The organism is Sphingobacterium spiritivorum ATCC 33861, assembly GCF_000143765.1.
Classification (GTDB): domain Bacteria; phylum Bacteroidota; class Bacteroidia; order Sphingobacteriales; family Sphingobacteriaceae; genus Sphingobacterium; species Sphingobacterium spiritivorum.
On sequence record NZ_GL379770.1, the window covers coordinates 555,918 to 580,353 of the forward strand.

At 42.0% G+C, this 24,436-nt stretch carries 16 protein-coding genes; 7 read left to right on the forward strand and 9 right to left on the reverse strand.

Going from position 1 to position 24,436, the window contains the following annotated elements:
• Positions 1-10: 10 nt before the first annotated feature.
• A complete protein-coding gene (locus tag HMPREF0766_RS02675) occupies positions 11-2,734 on the reverse strand; it encodes a DNA gyrase/topoisomerase IV subunit A (RefSeq protein ID WP_002993451.1) in 2,724 nt (907 codons plus the stop codon).
• Between the two features lie 263 nt (positions 2,735-2,997).
• Here HMPREF0766_RS02675 and HMPREF0766_RS02680 point away from each other — a divergent pair, with 263 nt between their 5' ends.
• The 3 genes from HMPREF0766_RS02680 to HMPREF0766_RS02690 are packed head-to-tail and all read left to right on the forward strand — an operon-like array spanning position 2,998 to position 8,738.
• Positions 2,998-4,146, forward strand: coding sequence for an efflux RND transporter periplasmic adaptor subunit (locus HMPREF0766_RS02680; RefSeq protein WP_002993453.1), 1,149 nt, complete (start codon positions 2,998-3,000; stop codon positions 4,144-4,146).
• 21 nt (positions 4,147-4,167) lie between these two features.
• Positions 4,168-7,326, forward strand: a complete 3,159-nt coding sequence (locus HMPREF0766_RS02685; protein ID WP_002993454.1) for an efflux RND transporter permease subunit — start codon at positions 4,168-4,170, stop codon at positions 7,324-7,326.
• Positions 7,326-8,738 (forward strand): efflux transporter outer membrane subunit, encoded by a 1,413-nt coding sequence (locus HMPREF0766_RS02690; protein WP_002993455.1) that lies wholly within the window; start codon positions 7,326-7,328, stop codon positions 8,736-8,738. Before HMPREF0766_RS02685 ends, HMPREF0766_RS02690 begins: the two co-directional genes overlap by 1 nt.
• Positions 8,739-8,893: 155 nt before the next feature.
• Here the strand turns inward: HMPREF0766_RS02690 and HMPREF0766_RS02695 are convergent, their stop codons facing one another.
• The gene (locus HMPREF0766_RS02695; protein ID WP_002993456.1) at positions 8,894-9,649 is read right to left on the reverse strand and encodes a LytR/AlgR family response regulator transcription factor; all 756 of its coding nucleotides are present in this window, start codon (positions 9,647-9,649) and stop codon (positions 8,894-8,896) included.
• Positions 9,639-10,772 (reverse strand): sensor histidine kinase, encoded by a 1,134-nt coding sequence (locus HMPREF0766_RS02700; protein WP_002993457.1) that lies wholly within the window; start codon positions 10,770-10,772, stop codon positions 9,639-9,641. The genes HMPREF0766_RS02695 and HMPREF0766_RS02700 overlap by 11 nt, the downstream gene beginning before the upstream one ends.
• Before the next feature lie 258 nt (positions 10,773-11,030).
• Between HMPREF0766_RS02700 and dinB the strand changes: the two genes are divergently transcribed.
• Positions 11,031-12,212 (forward strand): DNA polymerase IV, encoded by a 1,182-nt coding sequence (gene dinB, locus HMPREF0766_RS02705; protein ID WP_002993460.1) that lies wholly within the window; start codon positions 11,031-11,033, stop codon positions 12,210-12,212.
• Complete coding sequence (locus HMPREF0766_RS02710) at positions 12,212-15,130, forward strand: DNA polymerase III subunit alpha (RefSeq protein WP_002993462.1); 2,919 nt, start codon at positions 12,212-12,214, stop codon at positions 15,128-15,130. Before dinB ends, HMPREF0766_RS02710 begins: the two co-directional genes overlap by 1 nt.
• Positions 15,131-15,163: 33 nt before the next feature.
• Here HMPREF0766_RS02710 and HMPREF0766_RS02715 read toward each other — a convergent pair whose 3' ends face one another.
• Genes HMPREF0766_RS02715 through HMPREF0766_RS02725 form a run of 3 tightly spaced genes read right to left on the reverse strand, consistent with a single transcriptional unit; the run spans position 15,164 to position 18,334 of the window.
• Positions 15,164-16,354, reverse strand: coding sequence for an AI-2E family transporter (locus tag HMPREF0766_RS02715; RefSeq protein WP_002993464.1), 1,191 nt, complete (start codon positions 16,352-16,354; stop codon positions 15,164-15,166).
• A gap of 40 nt (positions 16,355-16,394) precedes the next feature.
• Positions 16,395-17,585, reverse strand: coding sequence for an MFS transporter (locus HMPREF0766_RS02720; protein WP_002993465.1), 1,191 nt, complete (start codon positions 17,583-17,585; stop codon positions 16,395-16,397).
• On the reverse strand, positions 17,585-18,334 hold the full coding sequence (locus HMPREF0766_RS02725) for a TrmH family RNA methyltransferase (RefSeq protein ID WP_002993468.1): 750 nt from the start codon (positions 18,332-18,334) through the stop codon (positions 17,585-17,587). Before HMPREF0766_RS02725 ends, HMPREF0766_RS02720 begins: the two co-directional genes overlap by 1 nt.
• 5 nt (positions 18,335-18,339) lie before the next feature.
• Between HMPREF0766_RS02725 and tamL the strand changes: the two genes are divergently transcribed.
• A complete protein-coding gene (gene tamL / locus HMPREF0766_RS02730; protein WP_002993470.1) occupies positions 18,340-20,688 on the forward strand; it encodes a translocation and assembly module lipoprotein TamL in 2,349 nt (782 codons plus the stop codon).
• Here the strand turns inward: tamL and HMPREF0766_RS02735 are convergent.
• A complete protein-coding gene (locus HMPREF0766_RS02735) occupies positions 20,685-21,215 on the reverse strand; it encodes a hypothetical protein (protein WP_002993472.1) in 531 nt (176 codons plus the stop codon). The two genes, tamL and HMPREF0766_RS02735, sit on opposite strands and share 4 nt — an antisense overlap.
• Before the next feature lie 153 nt (positions 21,216-21,368).
• On the opposite strand from HMPREF0766_RS02735, the gene HMPREF0766_RS02740 reads away from it, so the two are divergent.
• Positions 21,369-21,602 carry a hypothetical protein gene (locus HMPREF0766_RS02740; RefSeq protein WP_002993473.1) on the forward strand — a complete coding sequence of 78 codons (234 nt, stop codon included), beginning with the start codon at positions 21,369-21,371 and terminating at the stop codon, positions 21,600-21,602.
• 661 nt (positions 21,603-22,263) lie between these two features.
• On the opposite strand, the gene HMPREF0766_RS02745 is transcribed toward HMPREF0766_RS02740, so the two are convergent.
• Positions 22,264-22,677 (reverse strand): hypothetical protein, encoded by a 414-nt coding sequence (locus HMPREF0766_RS02745; RefSeq protein ID WP_002993476.1) that lies wholly within the window; start codon positions 22,675-22,677, stop codon positions 22,264-22,266.
• 100 nt (positions 22,678-22,777) lie between these two features.
• Positions 22,778-24,436: a M28 family peptidase gene (locus HMPREF0766_RS02750; RefSeq protein WP_002993477.1), complete on the reverse strand. Its 1,659-nt coding sequence runs from the start codon at positions 24,434-24,436 to the stop codon at positions 22,778-22,780.

Here is a 24,436-nt window from a genome sequence, read left to right on the forward strand (position 1 = left end):
GCTGTAAAGATTAAAATAATCCCATCTGTCCCTTATCATCTATCTGTATATCATCCGGATTCGTAATTTCCAGTTTGATTCCTGAATCTGCAGGCGTTCCTTTATCCTCGGCTGTCTGAACATTTCCGGATTCATCTGATTTTACACTTTCTTCCGTTGTTTCCGAGACAGACTCGTTTGCTGCTTTTTCTTTTATTAGAGTCAGATCTTCTTCCGGAGTAATCAGCTCAATTTTCCTGATGTTATGGAAGGACAATCTGTTGCCCTGAGCTTTGATACCTTTGACATCAATAATCTCGGTAAGAGACTGCTCCAGTACTTCTTCCGTTTGTGATTTTCCTTTGAGTAGTTCCAGTTTGACAACCGGTACAGCGGCATTGGTCAATACGATCAGTTTAGATCCCGGCTCGTCATTGATCAGCGTCATGCGTTTGCCTACCGGAAGGTCATCGAACGTAAAGCGTTTTACATAAGTAGTTCCACTTTTGCCGTCCTGATGAATTGCAGAATATACATGATCCGGATAAAACTTCTCAATACGGATCATCTTCTCATCAAAGTGATTACTCAGATCAAAGTTGGAAAGTTCATATGAACCGTCTGAAAGCACAATCAGTATTTTGTCATCTCCGTCAAACTCACCCAGATATTTGCCTCTTTCATCTACATTCAGACGTTTAAGGATTTCATCATACCAGATTTTACGTCCTGCGAGGGTAGATACACCCGCGCTTTTGAAGGTAATCTTTTTGACCGGATATTTTGATACAATATTTCCCTGAGATGCTCTTCCTTTGATGGCAATTTCGGCAAGATCAAGATCAAATGTCAGCTTACGAAGCTTGGAGTGTGGTTTTAGCTGTACATTGATCACTTCAGCTTCCCCGTTTGGATTGGCAGTGAAATATAATATTTTTGATCCTTTCGAGCCCTTAGATACATCATACTCCTTGTCTCGTGTCACGCCCACTACTGCAAATCGTTTGACATAGCTGGTACCTGTGCCACCTTCTTTGTATACCGCATTGTAGATCGTGCGTTCATCTCCTTTTTTGAAGACGGCTACATGAATAATATCTTTACCGACAAAAACCTTGTCCTGAATTTTGGTGACAACATATTTGCCATCTCCCCGGAATACGATGATATCATCTATATCGGAACAGTCACTTACGAATTCATCTTTTTTCATGCCTGTACCGATAAATCCTTCTTCACGGTTGACGTACAATTTAGCATTTGCCAATGCTACCTGTGTCGCTTCTACTTTATCAAAAGCACGGAGTTCGGTACGGCGCTCACGCCCCTTGCCATATTTATCACGCAGTCTTTCGAACCAGGCTATGGCATATTCTGTCAGTTGTCGAAGGTTCCGTTTTACAGTTTTGATTTCTTCTTCCAGCGCTGCCATCTGTTCGTCTGCTTTTTTTACATCAAATCGGGTGATGCTACTCATAGGTTTGTCGATCAGACGCTTATAATCTTCCGGTTCTATAGGACGATAGAAGAGTTCAAAAAATGGAGTAAACAGTTCATTCAATACCTGAACAACGGTGTCAAAGTCACCGGAGTTTTCATAATCAGGATGCTTGTACATGCCCTCCTGAATAAATATTTTCAATAAGGTGCTGAAGAAAATCTTCTCATGCAGATCATGCAACTTAATCTCCAGCTCCTGTTTCAACAGGTTTTTTGTGTTTTTTGTGTTTTCTATGAGTACATCGTTGACACTCATAAAATGAGGCCTGTCGTTTTTGATGACACATGTATTGGGAGAGATCGAAACTTCGCAGGCTGTGAATGCATATAGTGCATCTATGGTCACATCCGGAGAGATTCCGGGAGCAAGATGAACTATGATTTCTACATTTTCGGCTGTATTGTCTTCGATTTTTTTAATCTTGATCTTTCCTTTGTCATTGGCGGCTACGACACTTTCAATAAGTCCTCCCGTAGTCGTACCAAACGGGATCTCCGTAATAGCAAGAGTTTTTTTGTCTCGTTCCTCAATTTTGGCACGTACACGTATTTTACCTCCGCGCTGCCCCTCATTATAGGCCGAACAATCTGCCATACCTCCTGTAAGAAAATCAGGTAATATATTGGGACGCTCTCCGTTGAGTACCTGAATAGAACCATCGATCAGTTCGTTGAAGTTGTGCGGCATGATCTTGGTTGCCAGACCTACAGCAATACCTTCAGCTCCCTGTGCCAGCAGCAAAGGAAATTTGACTGGTAATGTCACCGGTTCTTTGTTACGACCGTCATAGCTGAGCTGCCATTCCGTAGTTTCAGGATTGAAAGTGACTTCAAGCGCAAATTTCGATAGCCTTCCTTCAATATAACGCGGAGCGGCTGCCGAATCCCCTGTTGTCGGATCACCCCAGTTACCCTGACAGTCGATCAGTAAATTTTTCTGACCCAGTTGTACCATAGCATCACCGATTGAAGCATCCCCGTGGGGGTGGTACTTCATCGTATTACCTATGACATTCGCTACCTTATTATACCGTCCGTCATCCATCTCTTTCAGTGAATGAAGGATGCGTCGCTGTACAGGCTTGAAGCCGTCATTAATATGGGGAACTGCACGATCCAGGATCACATAAGAAGCATAATCCAAAAACCAGTTTTCATATAAACCGGTAATAGGAATCGTATTACTCGTCTGTTCGTTTTCTTGGGGTGTAAGTTCTTCCGGATTATCGTTGTTGTAATTCGTTTCGTCGCTCATTTACGGTACACTAATATCGTTAGACTTATTTGTATGGGTCTGATTTCTCAATCCCGGTAAAAATACAAAACGATTTTGGATTCTCCCAACGCTTCGTGGCACTAGCCGCACAAAATAAAAATGACGGGTCTGCAAAGCCTTTTCTGATTCAGAAATCAATGTATTCGTTTCAGATACGATTTTCTACGGTTCAGTAATTTACTCCATTTATTATAGATCCGAACTCCGGTTCTTTGTGATTGAAAAATTTTAATGATATCACAATGGTAAAGCAGGAATTTATTTTCAGAAGCACTTTTAATCGTTTGATCCCGATCGCTGCGCTCGTTTTTATATTAGGCTCTTGTACAGGTAATCAGCAGGAGGAAAACTATGGCGAACAAGCTGTCGATGCAGATTTTATCACATTAGAGACAGGAACGACAAACCTTATAAAGACCTATCCCGGCACTATTGAAGGAACTGTTAATGTGGATGTGAGAGCACAGGTGTCCGGTTATCTGGAAACTATTTTCGTGCAGGAAGGAGACTATGTCAGTAAAGGACAGGCTTTATTCAAAATAAAAGGCGATGTATTCAGTGAGCAGGTCAATAACAGTGAGGCATCCCTGAAGGCAGCTATCGCTGCACAGGAGAATGCCCGGATCGAACTCGATAAAATCAGACCTCTGGTACAGGGGAAAGTTGTTTCCGAATTGCAGCTTCAGACCGCACAGGCGCAGTATGATGCCGCGACTGCACAGGTGGCACAGGCCAGAGCAGCATTGGGATCATCCCGTATAAATGCTGACTTTGCAGTTATCAAAGCACCCGTGAGTGGCTATATCGGAAGAATTCCAAACAGAGTCGGTAATCTGGTGACACCTGCAGATGCTTCTCCGTTGACGACCTTGTCTGAAATCAATAATGTATTTGTCTACTTCTCATTGAGTGAAGCCGAATTTATTGATTTTACCAAAGCCAGAAAGAAGGATGAAGGCATGAATACCGTGGAAATCGTCATGGCCGACGGTACAGTATACGGACACAAAGGCAGAGTAGAGGTGGCCAGTGGTAATATAGATCGTGCTACAGGCTCCATTGCACTGAAAGCCGTATTCCCCAATCCGGACAGAGTATTGCGTTCGGGTGGAGCAGGGAGAATCATTCTTACCCGAAAGATAGACGAAGCGATAAGTATACCTATGGCAAGTGTAAAAGATATACAGGATAGATTTTTTGTGTTTGCACTTACAGACAGCAGTAAGGTGGCTATGAGACCTATTGAGATTTCCGGCCGTTCAGGACAAAATTATATTGTCAGATCCGGAGTAAAACCTGGTGATAAAATAGCGGTCAATCGTATAGATATGCTTGCCGAAGGAGTCAAAGTAGCTCCTGTTACTGTTGCAGCAGACTCGTTGGCTCATTAATATTTATTTCAAAAAGTAATCATGTTAAAAAAGATCATAGACAGGCCAGTAATGGCCACCGTAATTTCCGTGGTACTGTTGATACTCGGTATTATCGGTTTATTAAGATTGCCCGTTACCCGTTTTCCGGATATTTCTCCACCTACCGTTATGGTGTCGGGAAGTTATCCCGGCGGAAACAGTGAGGCTGTGATCCGTTCGGTAGTGACTCCGTTGGAAGAACAGATCAATGGAGTTGAGAATATGGAATACATTAAGTCCAGCGCCAGTAATGACGGATCATTTTCCATTTCTATTATTTTCAAACAAGGTGTTAATGCTGACCAGGCAGCGGTAAATGTACAGAACAGGGTACAGCAGGCCACCCCTATACTTCCTGAAGAAGTGATCCGTATGGGACTGACCACTTCCAAACAGCAAAATAGTATGATCATGATCTTCAACGTATATACTGAAGATAACAGTAAATACGATGAACTCTTTTTGCAGAATTATGTCAATATCAACGTCCTTCCCCAGATCAAGCGGGTACCGGGGGTAGGACAGGCACAGGTATTTGGAGTCAAGGACTATTCTATGCGGGTATGGCTGAATCCGCAAAAAATGGCTGCCTACGGATTGATCCCTGCGGATATCAATCAGGCGATTTCCAGCCAGAGTATAGAAGCTGCTCCCGGAAAATTGGGGGAAGAGTCAGATGCTGCCTTGGAGTATGTAATGCGCTACAAAGGTAAAAAGAACCAGACGGAAGAATATGAGAATATTATTGTCAAGAGAAACGGAACAGAGCTTGTAAGGCTCAGGGATGTGGCGCGTATAGAATTCGGATCCATCAATTACAGCGGAAATTCCACGTCTAATGGCAAGAATGCCGTGACGGTAGCTATTCTGCAGACGACCGGATCCAATGCCAATGATATAGAAATAGGGGTAAGAGATGTGCTTACCGATGCTTCGAAAACATTTCCTCCGGGAGTGAAATATGTCAATCTGATGAGTACCAAAGAGCGGCTGGATGAAGCTACAGGACAGGTCAAGTCAACACTGATCGAAGCTTTTATATTGGTATTTATTGTCGTATTTCTCTTTCTTCAGGACTTCAGATCTACTATTATTCCGGCTATTGCCGTACCAGTCGCCATTGTAGGTACATTCTTTTTCCTTCTTGTATTTGGTTTTACGATCAATGTACTGACCCTCTTTGCTCTTGTGCTCGCTATTGGTATCGTTGTCGATGATGCGATTGTGGTGGTCGAAGCAGTACACAGTAAGATGGAAGGAACTAATCTGACCGGTAAAGAAGCTACACACAGTGCAATGGGTGAGATTACAGGTGCTGTTATCTCGATTACACTTGTCATGTCTGCTGTATTTATTCCGATTGGATTTATGACCGGTTCATCCGGGATATTTTATAAGCAGTTTGCTTATACATTAGCGATTGCAATTATTATTTCAGCAGTCAATGCATTGACACTTACACCAGCCTTATGTGCCTTATTGTTGAAAAATAATCATGCCGCAGGGCATGCGGATCCAGCTGCAAAAGCAGGATTCAAAAAAAGATTCTTTACAGCATTTAATGCCGGATTTGACAACCTTACCGGGAAATATATAAAAGGTCTGAAATTCCTCACCGCAAAAAAATGGATAGGTGCAGGGTTTATTTTGCTTATCACCGGGGTAGCAGGATGGTTAATGATGAGTACACCCAAAAGTTTTGTGCCGATGGAAGACGATGGATTTATCATCTACAATTTAAGTATGCCTCCCGGAACCGCTTTGGACAGAACCACAGCGACAGCTGAAAGAATAGATGCCATTCTGGAAAAAACAGAATCTGTCGAGACAAGTTCGACGATTACCGGATTTAACATCCTGTCGAACAGTGCCAGTCCCGCATATGCCATGGGATTTATCAAACTGAAGCCCAAGAAAGAACGGGGTAAAGTACAGGATATAGATGAAATCATGGGCATCCTGTCAGGACAATTTGCCGCCATCAAAGAAGGTACAGTAATGGCTTTCAGAAGTCCGCCGGTTGACGGTTACGGTGTTACCGGAGGTGCAGAAATTGTTTTGCAGGACAAAGCCGGTAAATCTCCGGAAGCCCTCAAGAAGATGGCCGATCAGGTGATGGGAGAGATTATGCAACAACCCGGTATTCAGTACGCTTACACCACATTCAGAGCTGATTTTCCACAATTGGAAATAGAAGTTGATGAAGATAAGGCACAACAGATGGGTGTACAGATCAATAGTATGATGAGTACGATACAATCTTATTTTGCTGGCGATCAATCCCTGAATTTTACAAGATTCGGTAAATTCTATAGAGTCAATGTAAAAGCAGATGGCATATTCAGAATGGACGAAGATGCCTTCAATGAAATATTTGTACGTAATGACCAGAATCAGATGGTTCCGGTGAAAGCTATGGTCGCACTCAAAAAAGTATATGGACCGGAATCTTTATCCAGATATAATCTCTTTAATGCACTGACCATTAGTGTCGTTCCTGTACCGGGAGTGAGTAGCGGACAAGTCATGGATAATCTGGAAAAGAATGTCCTCGGTAAGCTGCCTTCTGACTATGGATATGAATGGACAGGTCTGAGTCTGGAAGAGAAATCTGCCGGCAATCAAACTGTCATTATCCTGACCCTCTGTCTGCTGTTTGTATATTTCCTGTTGGCCGCACAATATGAAAGTTATCTTTTGCCATTGTCTGTGCTGCTATCCATACCTACAGGTATTATAGGTGCGTTTGCTTCGATAAAGGCTATCGGACTGGATAACAATATCTATGTACAGGTGGGGCTGATTATGTTAGTCGGACTTCTCGCCAAGAATGCTATTCTTATCGTCGAATTTGCTGTACAAAGGAGAGCTGCGGGATCTTCTATCAAAGACTCTGCTATAGACGGAGCGCGATCCAGGCTGAGACCTATTATCATGACATCGCTGGCATTTATCGTGGGAATGATTCCCCTGATGGTAGCCACCGGAGGTTCAGCAATGGGTAACCGATCTATAAGTACAGGTGCAGCTATCGGGATGCTGACAGGAGTTATTTTCGGAGTATTCGTGATACCCTTATTGTATATGCTGTTTCAATATCTGCAGGAAAAAGTTTCAGGAAAAAATAAAACACATCAACAAGTACAAAATATAGAGTAATGAGATCAATCATCAATCATATTGCCATGTGCATAGGAACAGCAGTATTGCTGTCTTCCTGTGCAGTTGGCAAACCATACAGTCGTCCGGATCTGGCTACACCGGAAAATTACAGAGAGCAGGTACAGGTGACCGGAGATACTGTGCTGTTGCCGTGGAAGACTTTTTTTAAAGATCCTGATCTGGTCATATTGATAGAGCAGGCATTGGAAAAGAATAAAGATATTTCAGTTGCAATGCTGAATCTGCAGCAACTGGATTTATCCTATAAGCAAGCCAAACGGGGATTATTGCCAACACTTAATCTTGCCGTAGGCGCATCCCGTGTCTATCAGTCCAGGAATTCCCTGAACGGATCTTTGAGCGAACAGTTTACAGGAGAAAAATACATGGATGATTTTTCTGCAACACTTACGGCATCATGGGAAGCAGATATCTGGGGTAAAGTACGTATGCAGAAAGAAGCTGCCAGAGCAAATTATCTTATGCAGCAGGAAAACCTGACTGCACTGAAAACCCGTATTATCGTGCAAGTCGCACAAGCCTACTATAATCTGATCACTTTAGATGAGCAGTTGAAAATTGCGGCAAATAATATTAAGCTCAGCGATGAGACGTTGCAGATGATCAGACTTCAGTTTCAGTCCGCACAGGTCAATTCTTTAGGAGTAGAACAGGCCGAGGCACAGAAAAAGACTGCCGAGTTACTGGTGCCATTAGCTAAACAGAATATCGCCATACAGGAAAATGCGTTGAGTATTCTGTGCGGAGCATATCCGGGCCGGATTGATTGTTCAGCAGGTTTGGAAACATACAGCTTCGAAGAGAATTTCCCGGTAGGAGTGCCTGCACTGCTGTTAAGCAGAAGACCCGATCTGAAAGTAGCTGAATATGCCGTCGTAGTGGCAAATGCCAATGTCGGACTGAACAAAGTGGCGATGTATCCCTCTATCAGTCTCACACCTTCAGTCGGAGCCAACTCATTCAAGTTTAATAACTGGTTTGATCTTCCCGGATCATTAGTGAAAAACATTGCCGGAAATATTACACAGCCTATATTTCAGAAAAAAGAACTCCAGACAAACTACGAACAGGCAAAAATAGAACAGCAGAAAACAGCCGAACAATTTCGCCAGTCCGTCATGAATGCTGTGGCTGAAGTGTCAGATGCTATGGCCAAAACGCAGTACACAAGCGAACGTATCGGTCTGGTGAAACAACGGAAAGCCTCGCTGGAAAAGGCTGTAAACGATGCATTGCTGCTATATAAAAGTGGTATGGCAACCTACCTGGAAGTCATTACAGCACAGAATAATTCCTTGCAGAATGATCTGGAAGCAATCAATATACAGAAAGAGAAATATGACGCCGTGACAGAGCTGTACAGAGCGCTCGGTGGCGGTACAGAATAAATTTAGTGGGTGTTTATATTAGTGATCGGCTCTTTCTGGGAGCCGGTCTTATTTATATAGCGCTCAATACCTTGAGGAATGAGGAGGTGTTTTGCAGACACTCTCCTGAGCGCAATACAAAGAAACAAGCCTCATTTTTCGGGACATTTCCGCGATTAAGAATCAAGCCATTCTTTGAGTACAATAGCCTTTTCCCTGCTCACGATGATCTGCAGATCGATACCGTTTAATATCACTTTAAGTTTACCGTTGAAGTAATTGACCACTTGCTGTACAGCATCAATATGGATAATAAACTGACGGTTAGCTCTGAAAAATATGCGGGGATCAAGTTGTTGTTCCAGTTCTTCCATACTCTGTGAGAGTAAGATATCTGTTCCGTTCTTGAGACGGGCCTTGATCGCTTTCAGTTCTACATAGATACATTTGACTTCACTCACCTGTACCGTTTTGTAACCGTCTCTGAAGGGAAGTAAAAACCTTGTTCGGTATTCTTTTGGCTGGATATAATGTAATAAGCGCTCTATCGAACGATGGTTGGTATTAATGGAATTATACATTTCTGCTTTTCTGAAAGCCACTTCGAGTTCCTCCTGTTCGATTGGTTTAAGCAGGTAATCTACGCTGTTATATTTGAAAGCCTGAACAGCATATTCGTCATAAGCTGTAGTAAAAATAATGAAGCAATCGATCTTCACTTGTTCGAAAATATCAAAGCTCACGCCGTCAGACAGCCGGATATCCATCATCACCAGATCCGGCATTCCGTTTTTAGAAAACCAGACTACCGCATCACTGACACTGTCCAATACCGCCACTATGCAGGCATTGGGTCGTATGGTGTGGATCAAACGCTTAAGGCGATCTGCATTGAGCTTTTCGTCTTCGACTATTACTATCTTATCGGTCATATTCCATCAAATGAATAATTACTTTAAATGAGTCCGTACTCGTCACAATTTCAGGAGGCTGTTTGGACAGAAGATTAAAACGACTGATAATATTAGTCAGTCCGATACCTGTAGAATAACCTTCAGGTTTCTCTATCAGGGATAAGGTGTTTTCTACTGTTAATATATGCTGTGTACTGGTACGGATTGTTATTCTGAGCGGATTTTTCCGATCCGTTTTATTATGCTTGAGGGCATTTTCTATAAGTAACTGGAGGGTCAGCGGAGGGATATACATATTTTTACTCTCTTCCTGTACATCGATTTCAAAATGAACGCCTTCTCCGATCCGATGTTTAATCAGAAAAATATAAGAGTTCAGGAATTTCAGCTCTTCTTCCAGAAGGATCATATTCTTTTTGGAATTGACCAGCAGGAAGCGATATACCTTGGAAAAATTCTCTGAATAAGCATAGCCGAGTTGCTGATCTTCGAGGATAAGTTCGGAGAGTACGCTCAGATTATTGAAGATAAAATGCGGATTCAGTTGTAGTTTCAGGGCATTAAGTTCAGCCTCTACAGAAGCCTGTTTCCATTCTGCTGTACGCAATTTATGATTTGCGACCTGTGTCTCTGTATTTACCCAGTTATTGATCAGGTAACTTCCCGTATTGATCGAGATAATCATAAAGGAAATAATCATACTGACAATAATAAACTGCAGCAGGTTGCGGATTTCCTCTATAGACGGTTCGGACTGAGAGTAGGCCGGGTCATCATAGATCAGATAATAACATACAGAATTCAGAACAATGAGGATCAGTACGACAAAAAAATTGAGACTGAGTTCCAGTACCAGTCTTTTTATCTTATTTTTTGTCCAGGGGGCATATTTGTTCAGACGGGAATGAATAAAAATGCTGGATTCCGAGATCAGAAAACAAAAGATAAAGGAAATAACTAACTCTTCAATGATTTCAAATATACCCCGTTGAAAATACTCCTGCCAGAATTCGCCGTAGGGATCTATAAGGAAAGAAACCAGATAAAACAAGAGGAAGGCAAAAACCACTAATAAGATTCTTTTGACCTTATTTGTAGAAAGTTTTTTTTCTGTAATGATCACCTCTTTATTGTATTCCATCAAACTTGAAAAGATTATTGTATGGTCAATACTGTGTATATATTGTAAGATACAAAATTGAGGTTTATTCTTTGAATAGCACATGTTTTTTAACTAAACCCTCAAAAATCATTTCTGAAAAGGAATAAACAGCCAATGAAACGGAGTATAATCTTTTGACCGGTTTGAACAATTAAATGCTTAATTCGATTAAAAATCTAAAAATATTAGTTTTAATACTAAAAATGTTAGTAATTTTGATTGTTTTTGAAACTACTTATGATTTGGCAGGGAGATAAGCGTTTTGTGGCGCATCTTGATCTGGATACATTTTTTGTGAGTGTAGAACGGTTGAAGAATACGCAATTTGTGGGCAAACCCTTGATTGTCGGGGGAATGAGTGATCGTGCTGTCGTATCAGCATGCAGTTATGAGACGCGGTTATACGGTGTTCACAGTGCTATGCCTATGAAACTTGCCCTGCGCCTGTGTCCCCAGGCCATTGTGATCCGTGGAGATATGGACAGTTACAGCTATTATTCCCGGATGGTGACCGATGTCGTGCGTGAGTATGTGCCGGTTATGGAAAAGGCCAGCATAGACGAATTTTATGCAGATCTCACCGGAGTAGATCGTTTTTTTGGTTGCAGTCAGTTTATGGCAGAGCTCAAGCAGAAGGTGCGAAAAGAAGTCGGTCTGCCGATCAGTTATGCTTTAGCTTCCAATAAGCTCATTTCCAAGGTCGCAACGGAAGATGCCAAACCTGACGGAAAACGGGAAGTAGAACATGGACTTGAAAAAGATTACCTCGCTCCGCTTCGGATAGAACGAATGCCCGGTATAGGTAACAAAACTTCCGGATTATTGCATCAGATGGGCGTTCGTACCATCAAGGTATTGAGTGAAATTCCTGTTCCCATGATGCAGAATCTTCTGGGTAAGAATGGCGTAGAGCTCTCCCGTAAAGCCAATGGAATAGATTTTACGCCCATAGTCCCTTATTCTGAACAAAAAAGTATAGGGACGGAAGAGACTTTTGAACAGGATACCATTGATCTTTACTATCTGAAGAGCGAACTCATCCGTATGACCGAAAGAATGACCTTTCAGTTGCGGCAGCATCGCCGTCTTACAGGTTGCATTACCATTAAACTGCGTTACTCCAATTTTGACACAGTGAGTAAACAAATGGTTATTCCATATACAGCTTCGGATGCCGTATTGCTATCCAAGGCCAAAGAACTTTTTGCGAAACTGTACGACAAGCGGCTATTGGTGCGGCTGCTTGGCGTACGTTTCAGCCATCTGGTACAGGGACAGTATCAGATTGATTTGTTTGAAGACACGGTAGAGAGTGTGCGGCTTTATCAGGCGATGGATTATATCCGGCAACGTTACGGAGATGCAGTTGTCAAAAGGGCAATATCAGTTCCCAAACCACCGGAAAAAGAGAGAAATTAATGTATTTAAATTGTAAAACCTGGTTTAGTTACCATTACGGAACTTTTTCTTCCAAACAACTGGTAGAAGATGCCAGGGCACTGGATATACACACACTTGCACTGACGAATATCAATAATACGGCAGATAGCTGGGATTTTGTGTTAAAATGCAGAGAACAGGGAATCAAGCCGATTCTGGGAACAGAAATCCGCAACGACCATGTATTCTGTTATATCCTCTTAGCGCGCAATGAAACAGGTCTTTTCCAGATCAACCAGTTTTTGTCTGCATACAATCAGCGTAAGGAAAACTTCCCGGCAGAACCCGAACTGTCAACCGAACATCTCTGGATTATTTACCGGTACGGACAGAAATCCGTCAGTGCACTCCGGGAAGGGGAGTTGATTGGCCTGCGTCCGCAGGATCTGAACCGGCTGGAACTGCAGCAGGATCTTGCTGCAGACCGTTTCGTGATGCTGAGCCCGGTAACATTCCAGGACAGAACTTACTTTAACTTACATCGCCTCTTGCGTGCAATAGCCCGCAATACGCTGCTCTCCAAGCTTCTTCCTGAAGATATTGCCGGAAGCGATGAAATGCTGCAGTCTGAAGTGGAATTGGTTCGTCAGTTTGCCCGCTTTCCAACAGTGATTTCGCGAACCATACAGGTCGCAGATAGCTGTCATATCAGCATGGAGCTGAAAACCGATAAGAACCGTAAATATTTTACAACTACCGAAGAAGATGATCGCCATCTGCTGCGCAAGCTGGCGATGGAAGGCTGTGTCATGCGCTATGGGACAGAGCATAAGGAGGCTTTCGAACGTGTAGAAAAAGAACTAAAGATGATCGGTAAACAGGGATTTAATGCCTATTTTCTGATCATATGGGATATACTGCGGTATGCACACGAGCGAGGATTTTATCATGTAGGAAGAGGGAGCGGAGCCAATTCTATTGTCGCTTATTGCCTTCGGATCACAGATGTAGATCCGATCAAACTGGATCTGTATTTTGAGCGCTTCCTCAATCCCGACCGGAGCTCACCTCCGGATTTTGATATTGACTTCAGCTGGAAAGACCGGGATGCGATCTTTGATTATATGTTCAAAAGGTACGGACGGCAGCACGTAGCGCTACTGGGGATGTACAGTACCTTTAAACGACGTGCTATTATCCGGGAACTGGGCAAAGTATTCGGATTGCCAAAGGCAGAGATCGATCAGCTCGTTGCACAGCGCGAATGGCGTACAGAAGATAAGATACAGGGCTGGATACATAAGTACGGACAATTGCTCGAACACTTTCCCAACCATCTGAGTGTACATGCCGGTGGAGTACTCATCAGCGAAAAACCCATATGCCACTATGCGGCGGTAGAACTTCCGCCCAAAGATTTTCAGACTATCCATATGGATATGTTTGAAGCCGAACGTGTCGGATTGTTCAAGTTTGATATATTAAGCCAGAGAGGATTGGGACATATCAAAGATGCCTTGCAACTGATAGAAGAAAATACGGGAAAACATATTGATATTCATCAGGTGGAACGCTTTTTTGAAGATCCTTTGCTGGCAGAGAAGATCCGTTCAGGAGATACAATAGGCTGTTTTTATATCGAAAGTCCGGCAATGAGGCAGCTATTGGGCAAGCTGCAATGCTCCGATTACCTTACACTCGTTGCAGCCAGTTCCATTATCAGGCCGGGAGTAGCGCAGTCCGGAATGATGAAACAGTATATAGAACGTTATCATGACCGGGATAAGGTGCTATATCTCCATCCGAAGATGAAAGAATTGCTGGCAGAGACTTTCGGCGTAATGGTTTACCAGGAAGATGTTATCAAAGTCGCACACCATTTTGCGGGTATTTCTCTGGATCAGGCAGATATTCTGCGCAGAGCAATGAGCGGGAAATACCGTTCGGAAAATAAATTTGAGAAACTGCGGCAGACCTTTTTTGATAATTGCCGCGAAAGAGGATATGAAGAGCAGGTGACAAGAGAGGTGTGGCGGCAGATGGAAAGCTTCGGCGGATATTCTTTTGCTAAAGGACATAGTGCATCTTTTGCTGTGGAAAGTTACCAAAGTCTCTTTCTGAAGACCTATTATCCGCGTGAGTTTTATGTCGCCGTGATCAATAACTTCGGCGGATTTTACCGTACTGAATTTTATTTTCAGGAACTTTTCAAGACGGGTGCTCATGTACAGCTCCCATGTATCAATCACAGTCAGTACTATACCAACATTGTTAACGATACCGTATACGTAGGATTGATCCATTTACAGGGACTGGAAGAAAAATTTGCGCATAACATTATTACCGAACGCAAAAAAAACGGTATATACCGGGATCTGAATGATTTTATTGCCCGGTTGTCGCCGGGTATGGAACAGTTGAATCTGCTGATCCGTATTGATGCGTTACGCTTTACCGGGAAAAATAAAAAAGCCCTTTTGTGGGAAGCTAATTTTATGACTACCCGGCAGCAAATTCTGGAAGTATCCCTTTTTGAAACTCCTGAGCTTGATTTTCAGTTGCCCGAATTCGAAGAAGAGCCTATGGAAGATTATAAAGATCAACTGGAATTAATGGGATTTATCGTCGGCGATTTTTTTGATCTGCTGGATCCGAAATACCTGACTGATACAGTCCATGTGAGAGATCTGGTTCATTTATTAGGTAAAGAAGTCAGCATGATAGGCCGCCTTGTAACGATCAAGGAGACTTCGACGATCCGCAAGGAGCGGATGGTTTTCGGAACTTTTCTGGATTGTAATGCTGATTGGCTGGATACTGTACATTTTCCGGTCACACTACAGTATTATCCTTTTCTTGGTAACGGATTCTATCAATTGACCGGTAAGGTTGTGGAAGAGTTTGGGGTATATTCGCTGGAAGTAAGCCGGATGAAAAAAATAGGGTATCGCTTTTAAATTACATGGGGCCTGAGCCCCATGCAACATAAACTATAAATTCTCAGTATTCTTGTCGTCTTTAGGTTTCGGAGTTTCCGCAACCTTTTTCTTTTTCAGTCTTGCCGGACGTACGATCCCCCACTTGGTAAGCAGTTCCTGTGTTGAATTGCGTTTGAGATGTCCTTTGTCAGGTTCTCCGATAAGGAAACCGATCGCCTGCATAGAAGGGATAGCATCGAATATTACTTTCAGTGCAGCTGTCATCGGTAATGCCAGGATCAGACCTGCCAATCCGAAGATCATACCTCCGATAAGAATAGCAATAATAGCCATCAATGGATTAATACTCACTTTTCCGCCCACAATATTTGGTGTAATAATATTTCCTTCGAGAAACTGTACCACCTGAAACCACGCAATAACGCCTATCGCATACCAGGCATTGTCTTTTGTTGCCAATGCGAACAGAGCAGGCAGAATAGATCCGATAGCGATGCCAATATAAGGCAGCAACATCAGAAACGAAGCTAAGGACCCGAAAAACCAGGCGTATTCTATTCCCATAATCATTAATCCTACGGTATTCAGCACGGCCACTATACCCATTACGGTGACCAATCCTAAAAAGTAGCTTTGGATCACTTCATAAATCCTGTTGAGTACCCCGTGTACTTTCTGATTTTCGGTGTTCGGAAAGGCTTTAAAGAAAAATTCCTTAAAGAAATCCCGGTAATACAACAGGAAAAAAATAAAAATGGGTACCAGAACCATTCCCGCAAGTGTACTGCCGATAGAACCAAATGCTGTCGATAAGTACCCCCCGACATTGTTGAGCATTTTGTTACTCTGTTCCTGAAACTGAGCTGCCATTTCACTGCGTTGTACACCAAAGCGGCCCTCAACCCAGGACTGGAAACTCTCGACTACGGACATGACCTTTTTCGTAATATCGGTAGCATCCTTGCCGATAATAATACTTTCATGAACAATAAACCAAATCAGACCTCCGATGATCAGTATCGCTATAATGACGGAAACAATAGCCGCAAGAGAACGTACAAAATGAAGCTTTCTCTCTAAAAAGTTAGCAATCGGAAAAAGGGTAATGGAAATGATAATAGAAAATAAAAGCGGAACCAATACGCTTTGAGTGACATACATCAGTGCAATAATGAGCACCAGTGCAAAGAGACTTGACGACAGACCCAGTGCGTAAGGTTGTGAGGTTTTTTTTTCTTCCATATAGATGAGTATGATTTGTGATTTTTGTTATCTAATAACATTATATATGGACTGTAGGTTTTATCTTTTTTGATTTTTCCCACCAAAACATATACGCCAGCGCTACAAATAAGATGCCTGAATTGACCAGCATGATCTGAGGGATTCTGGAGATGATATCCTGATAGAAAAATCCCGCACATAATGCACCTAATCCGATACCTGCCTCCAGTGCAATATACATGGTCGCAACAGCACGGCCCCGTTGCTGAGGATGACTCAGATCAATGGTCCAGGCGTTTACTGCCGGAGATAAGATACCGGTACCGATACCATATACACTCGCCCCAAGCATAAGCCGGTAGAAGGAATCCCCTTCACTGATCAGATAGAGCGATAGCGCTACAATGACCAGACCGACCATAATAACTTTGGTCCGTCCGTATCTGTCGGAGACTTTTCCCGAAACAAAGCGGATCAGAATAGAGGTAATTGTATAGGCAGTAAAGAAAACACCTTTATTGCTCAGACCCAGATGTTCACTCCAGTCAGGAATAAGGGTCAGAATCACACCATAGGCAGAATAAGACAGAAAAGTAACGATACCTGCCGGTAAAGCCCCGATATCAATAATATCCGAACGGGATATTTTGAACATAGAAATATGGAGTTTTTCCTTTGTCTTCAGCGTCTCCTTCATATTGATCACAATGACAATGGATAACAACGCAAATACAGAAGAGCTGTAAAACATGGTATTGATGCCATAAGATTGAAATATAGCACTCCCTATTGCAGGACCAACGGCACCCCCAATACTGAAACAAAGTCCGTGTAACCCTAAAGCTTCACCCCAGCGCTCACGGGGAATAATATCAGCTACATAGGCCGAAGTCGCTGTAGGTTTGAATCCAGTGGAAAATCCATGGATCAGCCTTAACATCAAAAATCCGGAAACGGAAGTAAGTACGGGATACAGAAAACCACAGAAAAAACAGACCACAGATCCGACAGCCATAATGGGCACCCGTCCCCAGCGATCGGTGAGTTTTCCGCTGAACGGTCTGGAGATACCCGCTGTAAGTGTAAATAATGCAATAATAAGCCCCTTGTATTCTGCTCCGCCCATATTGCTCAGGTAATTTGGCAATTCGGGTATAATCATATTAAAACTCGACGAAAAGAGCAGAGAACTAAGACATAGAAGAGCAAATTGCAGGGTGTAGATCGATTTTTGAGAAGACTCCGCCATTATATAAAATTCATTCTCGCAATTTCATTGCAAAATATCGTGGTTGCAACAGCTACATTGAGCGATTCAGCCTGTCCTGTACGGGGTATAGTGACAGCATGGTCTATAAGATCTAATAGTTTTTCACTGATGCCGTTACCTTCATTTCCCATAAGAATCAGACCCTCTTTGCCCCAGCGCGTCTCATAGATCGACGTACCATCCAGTAATGCTCCAAAAACAGGTAAGCGGACTGTACGGATGAAAGACTCCAGATCGGTGTAATGAATCTGCGTACGGGATAGCGAACCCATGGTCGCTTGTACTACCTTAGGATTATAGGCATCTACTGTTCCTGCCGAACAGACAATATGCTTAAATCCAAACCATTCGGCAGTACGGATAATGGTGCCCAGATTACCGGGGTCCTGTACATCATCCAATACAAGTGTAAACTGATTGGCAAAATCCAGCTGTTCAGGAGTTTTCTCCTTCGGTAACCTGACCAGTGCTAATATCCCCTGAGGTGATTTGAGTTGGCTGATTTTTGAGAATTCGTTATCAGTCAGTTCATAAGATTTTATATTGTGCGGTATTTTAACCACTTTTGTAGTCACATTTGCTGTGTAAAACAGTGCATGCACGTCATATGCTGAAGATAAAAACTCGGTTACGGATTTTATTCCTTCTACGACAAAAAGGCCATGTTGCTTACGAAACTTTTTGTGCTGTAGAGATGTAATAAGACTGATTTGCGCTTTTGATAACATTTTTAATGATTAAACAAACGACCCTTTTCGCATTTGCAAGTATAACGCTTTTGTTGTTAATTTTTACATCTTGTCGTTCAACAAAATACCTGGAAGACGATCATGCTTTGGTAACAAATGTGAGTGTCTCCGGTGTAAATGCCAGTCTGAAGGAACAATCCTCACTTTATATTTCAAGTGAACTAAGACCAAATTCCAGAGTCAACCTGTTTATCTATAATGTATTCAATACCAAAGACGGCAGATACAAGAAAGCCGACATAAAAAATGTAGGAGAGGCTCCCAGCATTCTGGATTCGGCTCTGGTAGAACTTTCGGGACAGCAGATACAGCGCTTCCTGCAGACTAAAGGATACTTTAATGCAAAGGTACAACCAGAAGTGAAGATTGCAAGAAAGAGAGCACATATAGATTTCAAAGTAGATCCCGGTACGCCATATAAAATCAGAACCAAGACTTATACTTTTGAAGACCCACAGGTAAAAGAACTCTACGAATCCAGACTGAGCAGTAGTTCTCCTGTCAAAGAAGGAGATATCTACGATGCGGGTAAACTATTGGCAGAACGGGAGCAATTGTTTCTCCTGATGAAAAATCAGGGTTATTATGACTACCTCCGCCAATATATGCGGGTGGGCGTTGATTCCGGGCTACGCAATTACCAGACAGATCTCAAGATTACGATCGAAAATCCTCCGCAACTACAGGAACATCCGGTTTATGAAATTAATAAAACCTCATTGAAGATCCGGAATCTGAACAATGTATCAGGAAGAAGAGCCAAAAACTATGTGGATACCAGTTTGAATATCCATTATGAGGATCAGACAGGTAATTTCAGACTCAAGCCTATTGCGCGTTATATGTTTGTGCGCTCAGGAGAAAAATATGATTTGAGTAAAGAAAATCTGTCCTACGACAGATTGTATGAGATGAATGGATTCAGAAGTGTCAAGATACAGTATGAAAAGGTAGACTCTAATAAACTGAATGTAAGTTACGAACTCATTCCCCGTCCGATCATGGGCAATCAGATCGAGGGTGAATATACGTTTGGATCCGGTATGAGCGGATTTAATATTGCCAATACTTTCTCACACCGGAATATTTTCGGCGGAGCCGAACAGCTTGAAGTAAAATTGCGTTATGGTGTATTGTTTGATCCCCGTATCAAAGGAGGATTAGCCAACAAAATATTCAATAATGACTTTCAGATTGGCGCTAATCTGTCCTTTCCGCGTCTGATGGTGCCATTCGGCATTTTCAACAGCATAGGAAAATATGGATTGCCCCGAACGACATTCTCTTCCAATCTGCAGATCTTTAATCAGGATAATACCTATTCCAACCGCTATCTGACCAACACATTGAACTATACCTGGTTTGAAACGGCTAATAAACAACATAGTTTTACGCCTGTTGTATTGGAATATCGTGTAGGACGCCTCAATGAAGCTTTCAAACAGCAACTGATAGATGAAGGTTTTTTGTTGTATGTACAGAGTAATGATCGTCAGTACTTTGGTTTAGGGTCTCAGTATTCCTATACCCTGAATGCGCCAAAACTCCTGAAGCTCGAGAATTTCAGTTATTTCCGCGGAGCCTTAGACCTGAGTGGTAATATACTGGGATTAGCCAACAAATTGTTTAGCTTTCCGGAGAATGACGGACAGCGTACACTTTTCAAAGTACCGTATCTGCAATATGCTAAAATAGAGCTGGATTACCGTCTTTACAGACATCTGGGTGGTAACCGGCAATTTATATTCCGTATTAATCCGGGAATAGCTGTTCCTTATGGCAACAACTCCAGCTTGTTGATTTTCGAAAAGAATTTTTACAGTGGAGGAATGAATGGTATACGGGCATGGCAGGCACGTACACTAGGACCGGGTAATTACAATAGGGAAGGACTAACGGAGGACCTGCGGTTGAGATTGCGTAATCTGGATCAGCTGGGAGAGATAAAACTTGAAGGAAATGCTGAATATAGATTCCGGATATTGAACAAACTTCTGGGAGCAAAACTGAATGGGGCAACCTTTGTGGATTTTGGTAATATATGGCGATTGAAAGAGAACGAACAAAATCCAGGTGGCGAATTCAGATTTAATAAATTTTTAGGTCAGATGGCCATCGGTTCAGGCTTCGGATTGCGTTTTGATTCCGACTACTTTGTCATCCGGATCGATGCAGGTGTCAAAGTCAAGGATCCGCAGTTTCAGGGCAGTGAGCAGTGGGTTATCCAGCATCTGTTTAATCAAAAAGAATTCAAAGATGCTTTCAATTCCACACATGCACCGGACCGTTATAATTTTGTGCAATATAATTTCGGAATAGGTTTCCCTTTTTAGAAGAAGCTCTTAATTCCCATAAATATACTCTCCAAAAGATTGGAAATGCTAAGACCCTGAGAATAGTTGAAGAACACATATACCAGCGCCAGAATAACAGCTGTCACCAGAAAACGACGAAAAGTATAAGCAATCAGTAAGATAATACAAGGCACAACAAGCAGAATCAGCCCGCTGATCTTAACCGGATTCAGCCCTTTGTCCGATTTGAAAATATAATATAACTTACCCAGTGAATGTTCCTGATTTTTATGCTTGAAGAATACAAAAGTAGAAGATTCAATTGTATTGGTCGCTACAGCTACACCATTATGAAAAATAAGGTCTTGTTTAAGTCCGTTTAAGCTAAAAGCATATGTACCGTTGATACGTTCGTTAGCATGTTCGGCTGTATCCAGAGCCACTATAGCCAGTTTTCCATTCTGTGTCAGATTTTCTTTTATCGTAAAGTTTTCGATAGTATTTTGTTGCGCTACAGCAAGAAACGGTAACACGAATAATAGACAAATGATCAGATACCTCTGCATAATACTTTATTTCTCTGCAATAATAGATAAAATCATTCATTTTTGTAAATCATATTCAGGAAGCGCATAAAATGCTGACTATTTTGGAAATAAATTTTTTGTTTACTGCTATACTTTGTACATTTGTCCCGTAACATTCATTCAAATACAAACATGGAAAATACAGCAGCGCAAAGACAGCCAAAAAAGACAGATAATAACGCTAACCGTACAGAATATTATGTAACGTTAACAGTTGCTATTGTTATTGGTCTTGCAGGAGTATTTGTAAGATTTATTCAGGATTCATTTCTTTTTTCGGCTATCGCAAACATTTTGTTGATCATTGCGTCTGTTATCGCTTTCAAAACTGTTTTTTCAATCTTAGGATTCGGAAGCAAGAAATAAGTAAAAAGGAAACTTTAAATATAAAAATCCTGTCGCTCAACCGACAGGATTTTTTTGTGCCTGTATGTTCTTAGCAATAAGAAACAGAATAAGTATACATTTCCTGTTGTCAGACTAAGGCTCACAGGCCGGTCACAATCTTTCTGCATAGTGTTTCATTCCCGGCTTCATATGATATCCTTATATATTCGATAGTATCTACCCCAAACATAATATAAGCAAGTCAGTAGGAAACACCGGGTCAGTTGGTGCCTTCCGGCCAAACAATATATCAGTAGGTCGGTATTCATGCGTCCCCACTATAGTTGTAGCATCAGTAAGAGACAAACACAGCCTCATTTTGGGTTTTCCATGCAAACAACATATAAAGCAGGTCTTCAGGTATAGCATCTGTGAGCAACAAACACAGCGTCAGTTGGCATCCCCGCTATACAGCATACATAAGCAAGTCGGTAGGGTTGTAGCATTAGTAAGAAACAAACATAGCGTCATTTTGGGTTTTCCATGCAAACAACATATAAAGAAGGTCTTCAGGTATAGCATCTGTGAACAACAAACACAGCGTCAGTTGGCGTCCCCGCCAACTGTATCTCTGATCAAAATAATAAGGCCTGCATATTTTCATATGCAGGCCTCACTCATATATATGGAATATACAGGACTAAACGAAAAATGACCATGTAGACCATGGAATACGTGCCAGAATAAAGATAAGACCTAAGATAAAGAAGATCAATACAGTTTGATTTGCTTTTTTAGCATCTGTAATTTTTTTAGCTTTTGAATATCCGATAGTGATCAATACGATAGCGATGATCATAGTCAAAGGGTGTTCGATAATCTTGAATCTCAAAGTAGGATCTTTCATCACGCTTCCGGAGATCATAGAAGGGTATTTTAAGACGAAGAATAGTACTAAACCTACAACTAATTGTAAGTGAGCAGAAATTAGTCCTATCAGCGCAATTTTACGATTGTAAGGCTTGTTGCCGGCAAAGTTGGCCAACGTAATGATTATCGATACCACCAATGCAAGTAGTAGGACAATCGCTAATGTTGAATGTAAGTGTAGCATATGAGTTCTCTTTTTTAATGTTCGGTCACAAACTTAGATAAATTTGCCTTTATGTGCAATTTAATTGATTGCATATAAAGGCAAATTATTGATTATTGTGCTATCTCTTAGCTCCGATATTTTTAAATTCGGATGTTTCTTTCCATTTCGGGAAGTAGTTTTCCAGACTCATGGTATAGCCGATGTCAAAAAACAATCTGATATCTGCAAGTATACCTCCGAAATCCCAGTTTTCATCCACCTGGTCAGTTACATTATGATAACGGCCTGCCAAAGCTTTTGTACGTTTGAGGATCTGTGCAGAATCTGTTTCCAGATATTGTTTTCCACTTCCCATAAATATGGCCGGTACACCTTTTTTGACAAAACTAAAATGATCCGAACGGAAAAATCCTCCTGAAGAAGGGTTGCCGGAATCATGGACTTCACGGCCGAACTTTGCAGCAGAACGAACAGCATAGTCTTCTACTTCCGATTGACCCATGCCCACAATAGATACATCTTTGGTTGCACCCATTGGACTAAAAGCATCCATATTGAGATTTGCTACAGTTTTTTTGAAGGGATAGACAGGATGCGAAGCATAGTAGGCCGAGCCCAGCAGACCTTGCTCTTCTCCGGTCAGTGCCATAAATACAATCGTACGCTCAGGTTTAATTTTTGCGGCTTTGAATGCCTTTGCAATTTCAAAAAGAGCGGATACACCTGCAGCATTATCAATCGCGCCGTTATAAATAGAGTCTCCGGCTATGGCTTCCCCAATGCCAAGATGATCCCAGTGAGCGGAATAAATAATGACTTCGTCCTTTCGTGAAGTTCCTTCTAATCGGGCAATCACATTATTGGAGGCAGATTTTCTGAATTTGTTTTTAAGTGTAAGACTTGTGGTCAGACCCAGATCAACAGGCTTGAATCCCGGTTTCTTAGCTTTTTCTAGTACAGCTTGTCCTGATCCTGAAAGAGCAAGCAGCTTTTGAGTTGTCGCGGCAGAGATCCATCCTTCAAATAAACAGTTAGATGCTCCGTTATCTTTAGATACCAGATCCAGTTGGGATCCGCTCCAGCTTGATTTGACAACGTCCCAGTCATAGCTTGCTGCGGCTTTATCATGTATCAGCAACACACCGGCAGCACCCTGACGGGCAGCTTCCTCATATTTGTATGTCCAGCGACCGTAGTAAGTCATGGTGTCACCTTTAAATAAAGTCTTGTCATAGTGTCCGGGATCATTGACCATGACGATGACTGTTTTACCTTTTACATCCAGACCTGCATAGTCGTTCCAACCGTATTCGGGTGCAATAATTCCGAATCCAGCAAAGACCAGTTTGGATTGATCAAGTTGTATTTGCTCCTGCAACTGTCGGCTGCCTATAACATAGTCTTCCAGATCTTTTACAGTCACGCTGCCTTTTGCTCCTGTAAAAGTTAGTTGCGCAGGAGCAGTGCTGTTGATTTCTACCATCGGGACTTCCTGAAAATAACTGTCTCCGTTTCCAGGAGCCAGACCAAGCTGTTCAAATTGTTCGCGGATATAGTTTACAGCCAGTGTGTCACCTTTGGTAAATGGTTTTCGGCCCATAAAACGATCGGAGGAAAGTTCCTCCACATATTTTTTGTAGCTACTCTCTGAAATAGCATTCAGTGCGACAGAATCAAGTCCTGAGGTATCATGTACAGATTTGTTTTCTGACTCTTTATTTTGACAGGAAAACAATAGCACAGCAGAAAATAATAAAAGGAAACCGGTTCTTTTCAT

Coding starts and splice junctions, on each gene's coding strand:
- HMPREF0766_RS02675 (WP_002993451.1), bottom strand. CDS start 2,734: ATGAGCGACGAAACGAATTACAACAACGATAATCCGGAAGAACTTACA.
- HMPREF0766_RS02680 (WP_002993453.1), top strand. CDS start 2,998: ATGGTAAAGCAGGAATTTATTTTCAGAAGCACTTTTAATCGTTTGATC.
- HMPREF0766_RS02685 (WP_002993454.1), top strand. CDS start 4,168: ATGTTAAAAAAGATCATAGACAGGCCAGTAATGGCCACCGTAATTTCC.
- HMPREF0766_RS02690 (WP_002993455.1), top strand. CDS start 7,326: ATGAGATCAATCATCAATCATATTGCCATGTGCATAGGAACAGCAGTA.
- HMPREF0766_RS02695 (WP_002993456.1), bottom strand. CDS start 9,649: ATGACCGATAAGATAGTAATAGTCGAAGACGAAAAGCTCAATGCAGAT.
- HMPREF0766_RS02700 (WP_002993457.1), bottom strand. CDS start 10,772: ATGGAATACAATAAAGAGGTGATCATTACAGAAAAAAAACTTTCTACA.
- dinB (WP_002993460.1), top strand. CDS start 11,031: ATGATTTGGCAGGGAGATAAGCGTTTTGTGGCGCATCTTGATCTGGAT.
- HMPREF0766_RS02710 (WP_002993462.1), top strand. CDS start 12,212: ATGTATTTAAATTGTAAAACCTGGTTTAGTTACCATTACGGAACTTTT.
- HMPREF0766_RS02715 (WP_002993464.1), bottom strand. CDS start 16,354: ATGGAAGAAAAAAAAACCTCACAACCTTACGCACTGGGTCTGTCGTCA.
- HMPREF0766_RS02720 (WP_002993465.1), bottom strand. CDS start 17,585: ATGGCGGAGTCTTCTCAAAAATCGATCTACACCCTGCAATTTGCTCTT.
- HMPREF0766_RS02725 (WP_002993468.1), bottom strand. CDS start 18,334: ATGTTATCAAAAGCGCAAATCAGTCTTATTACATCTCTACAGCACAAA.
- tamL (WP_002993470.1), top strand. CDS start 18,340: ATGATTAAACAAACGACCCTTTTCGCATTTGCAAGTATAACGCTTTTG.
- HMPREF0766_RS02735 (WP_002993472.1), bottom strand. CDS start 21,215: ATGCAGAGGTATCTGATCATTTGTCTATTATTCGTGTTACCGTTTCTT.
- HMPREF0766_RS02740 (WP_002993473.1), top strand. CDS start 21,369: ATGGAAAATACAGCAGCGCAAAGACAGCCAAAAAAGACAGATAATAAC.
- HMPREF0766_RS02745 (WP_002993476.1), bottom strand. CDS start 22,677: ATGCTACACTTACATTCAACATTAGCGATTGTCCTACTACTTGCATTG.
- HMPREF0766_RS02750 (WP_002993477.1), bottom strand. CDS start 24,436: ATGAAAAGAACCGGTTTCCTTTTATTATTTTCTGCTGTGCTATTGTTT.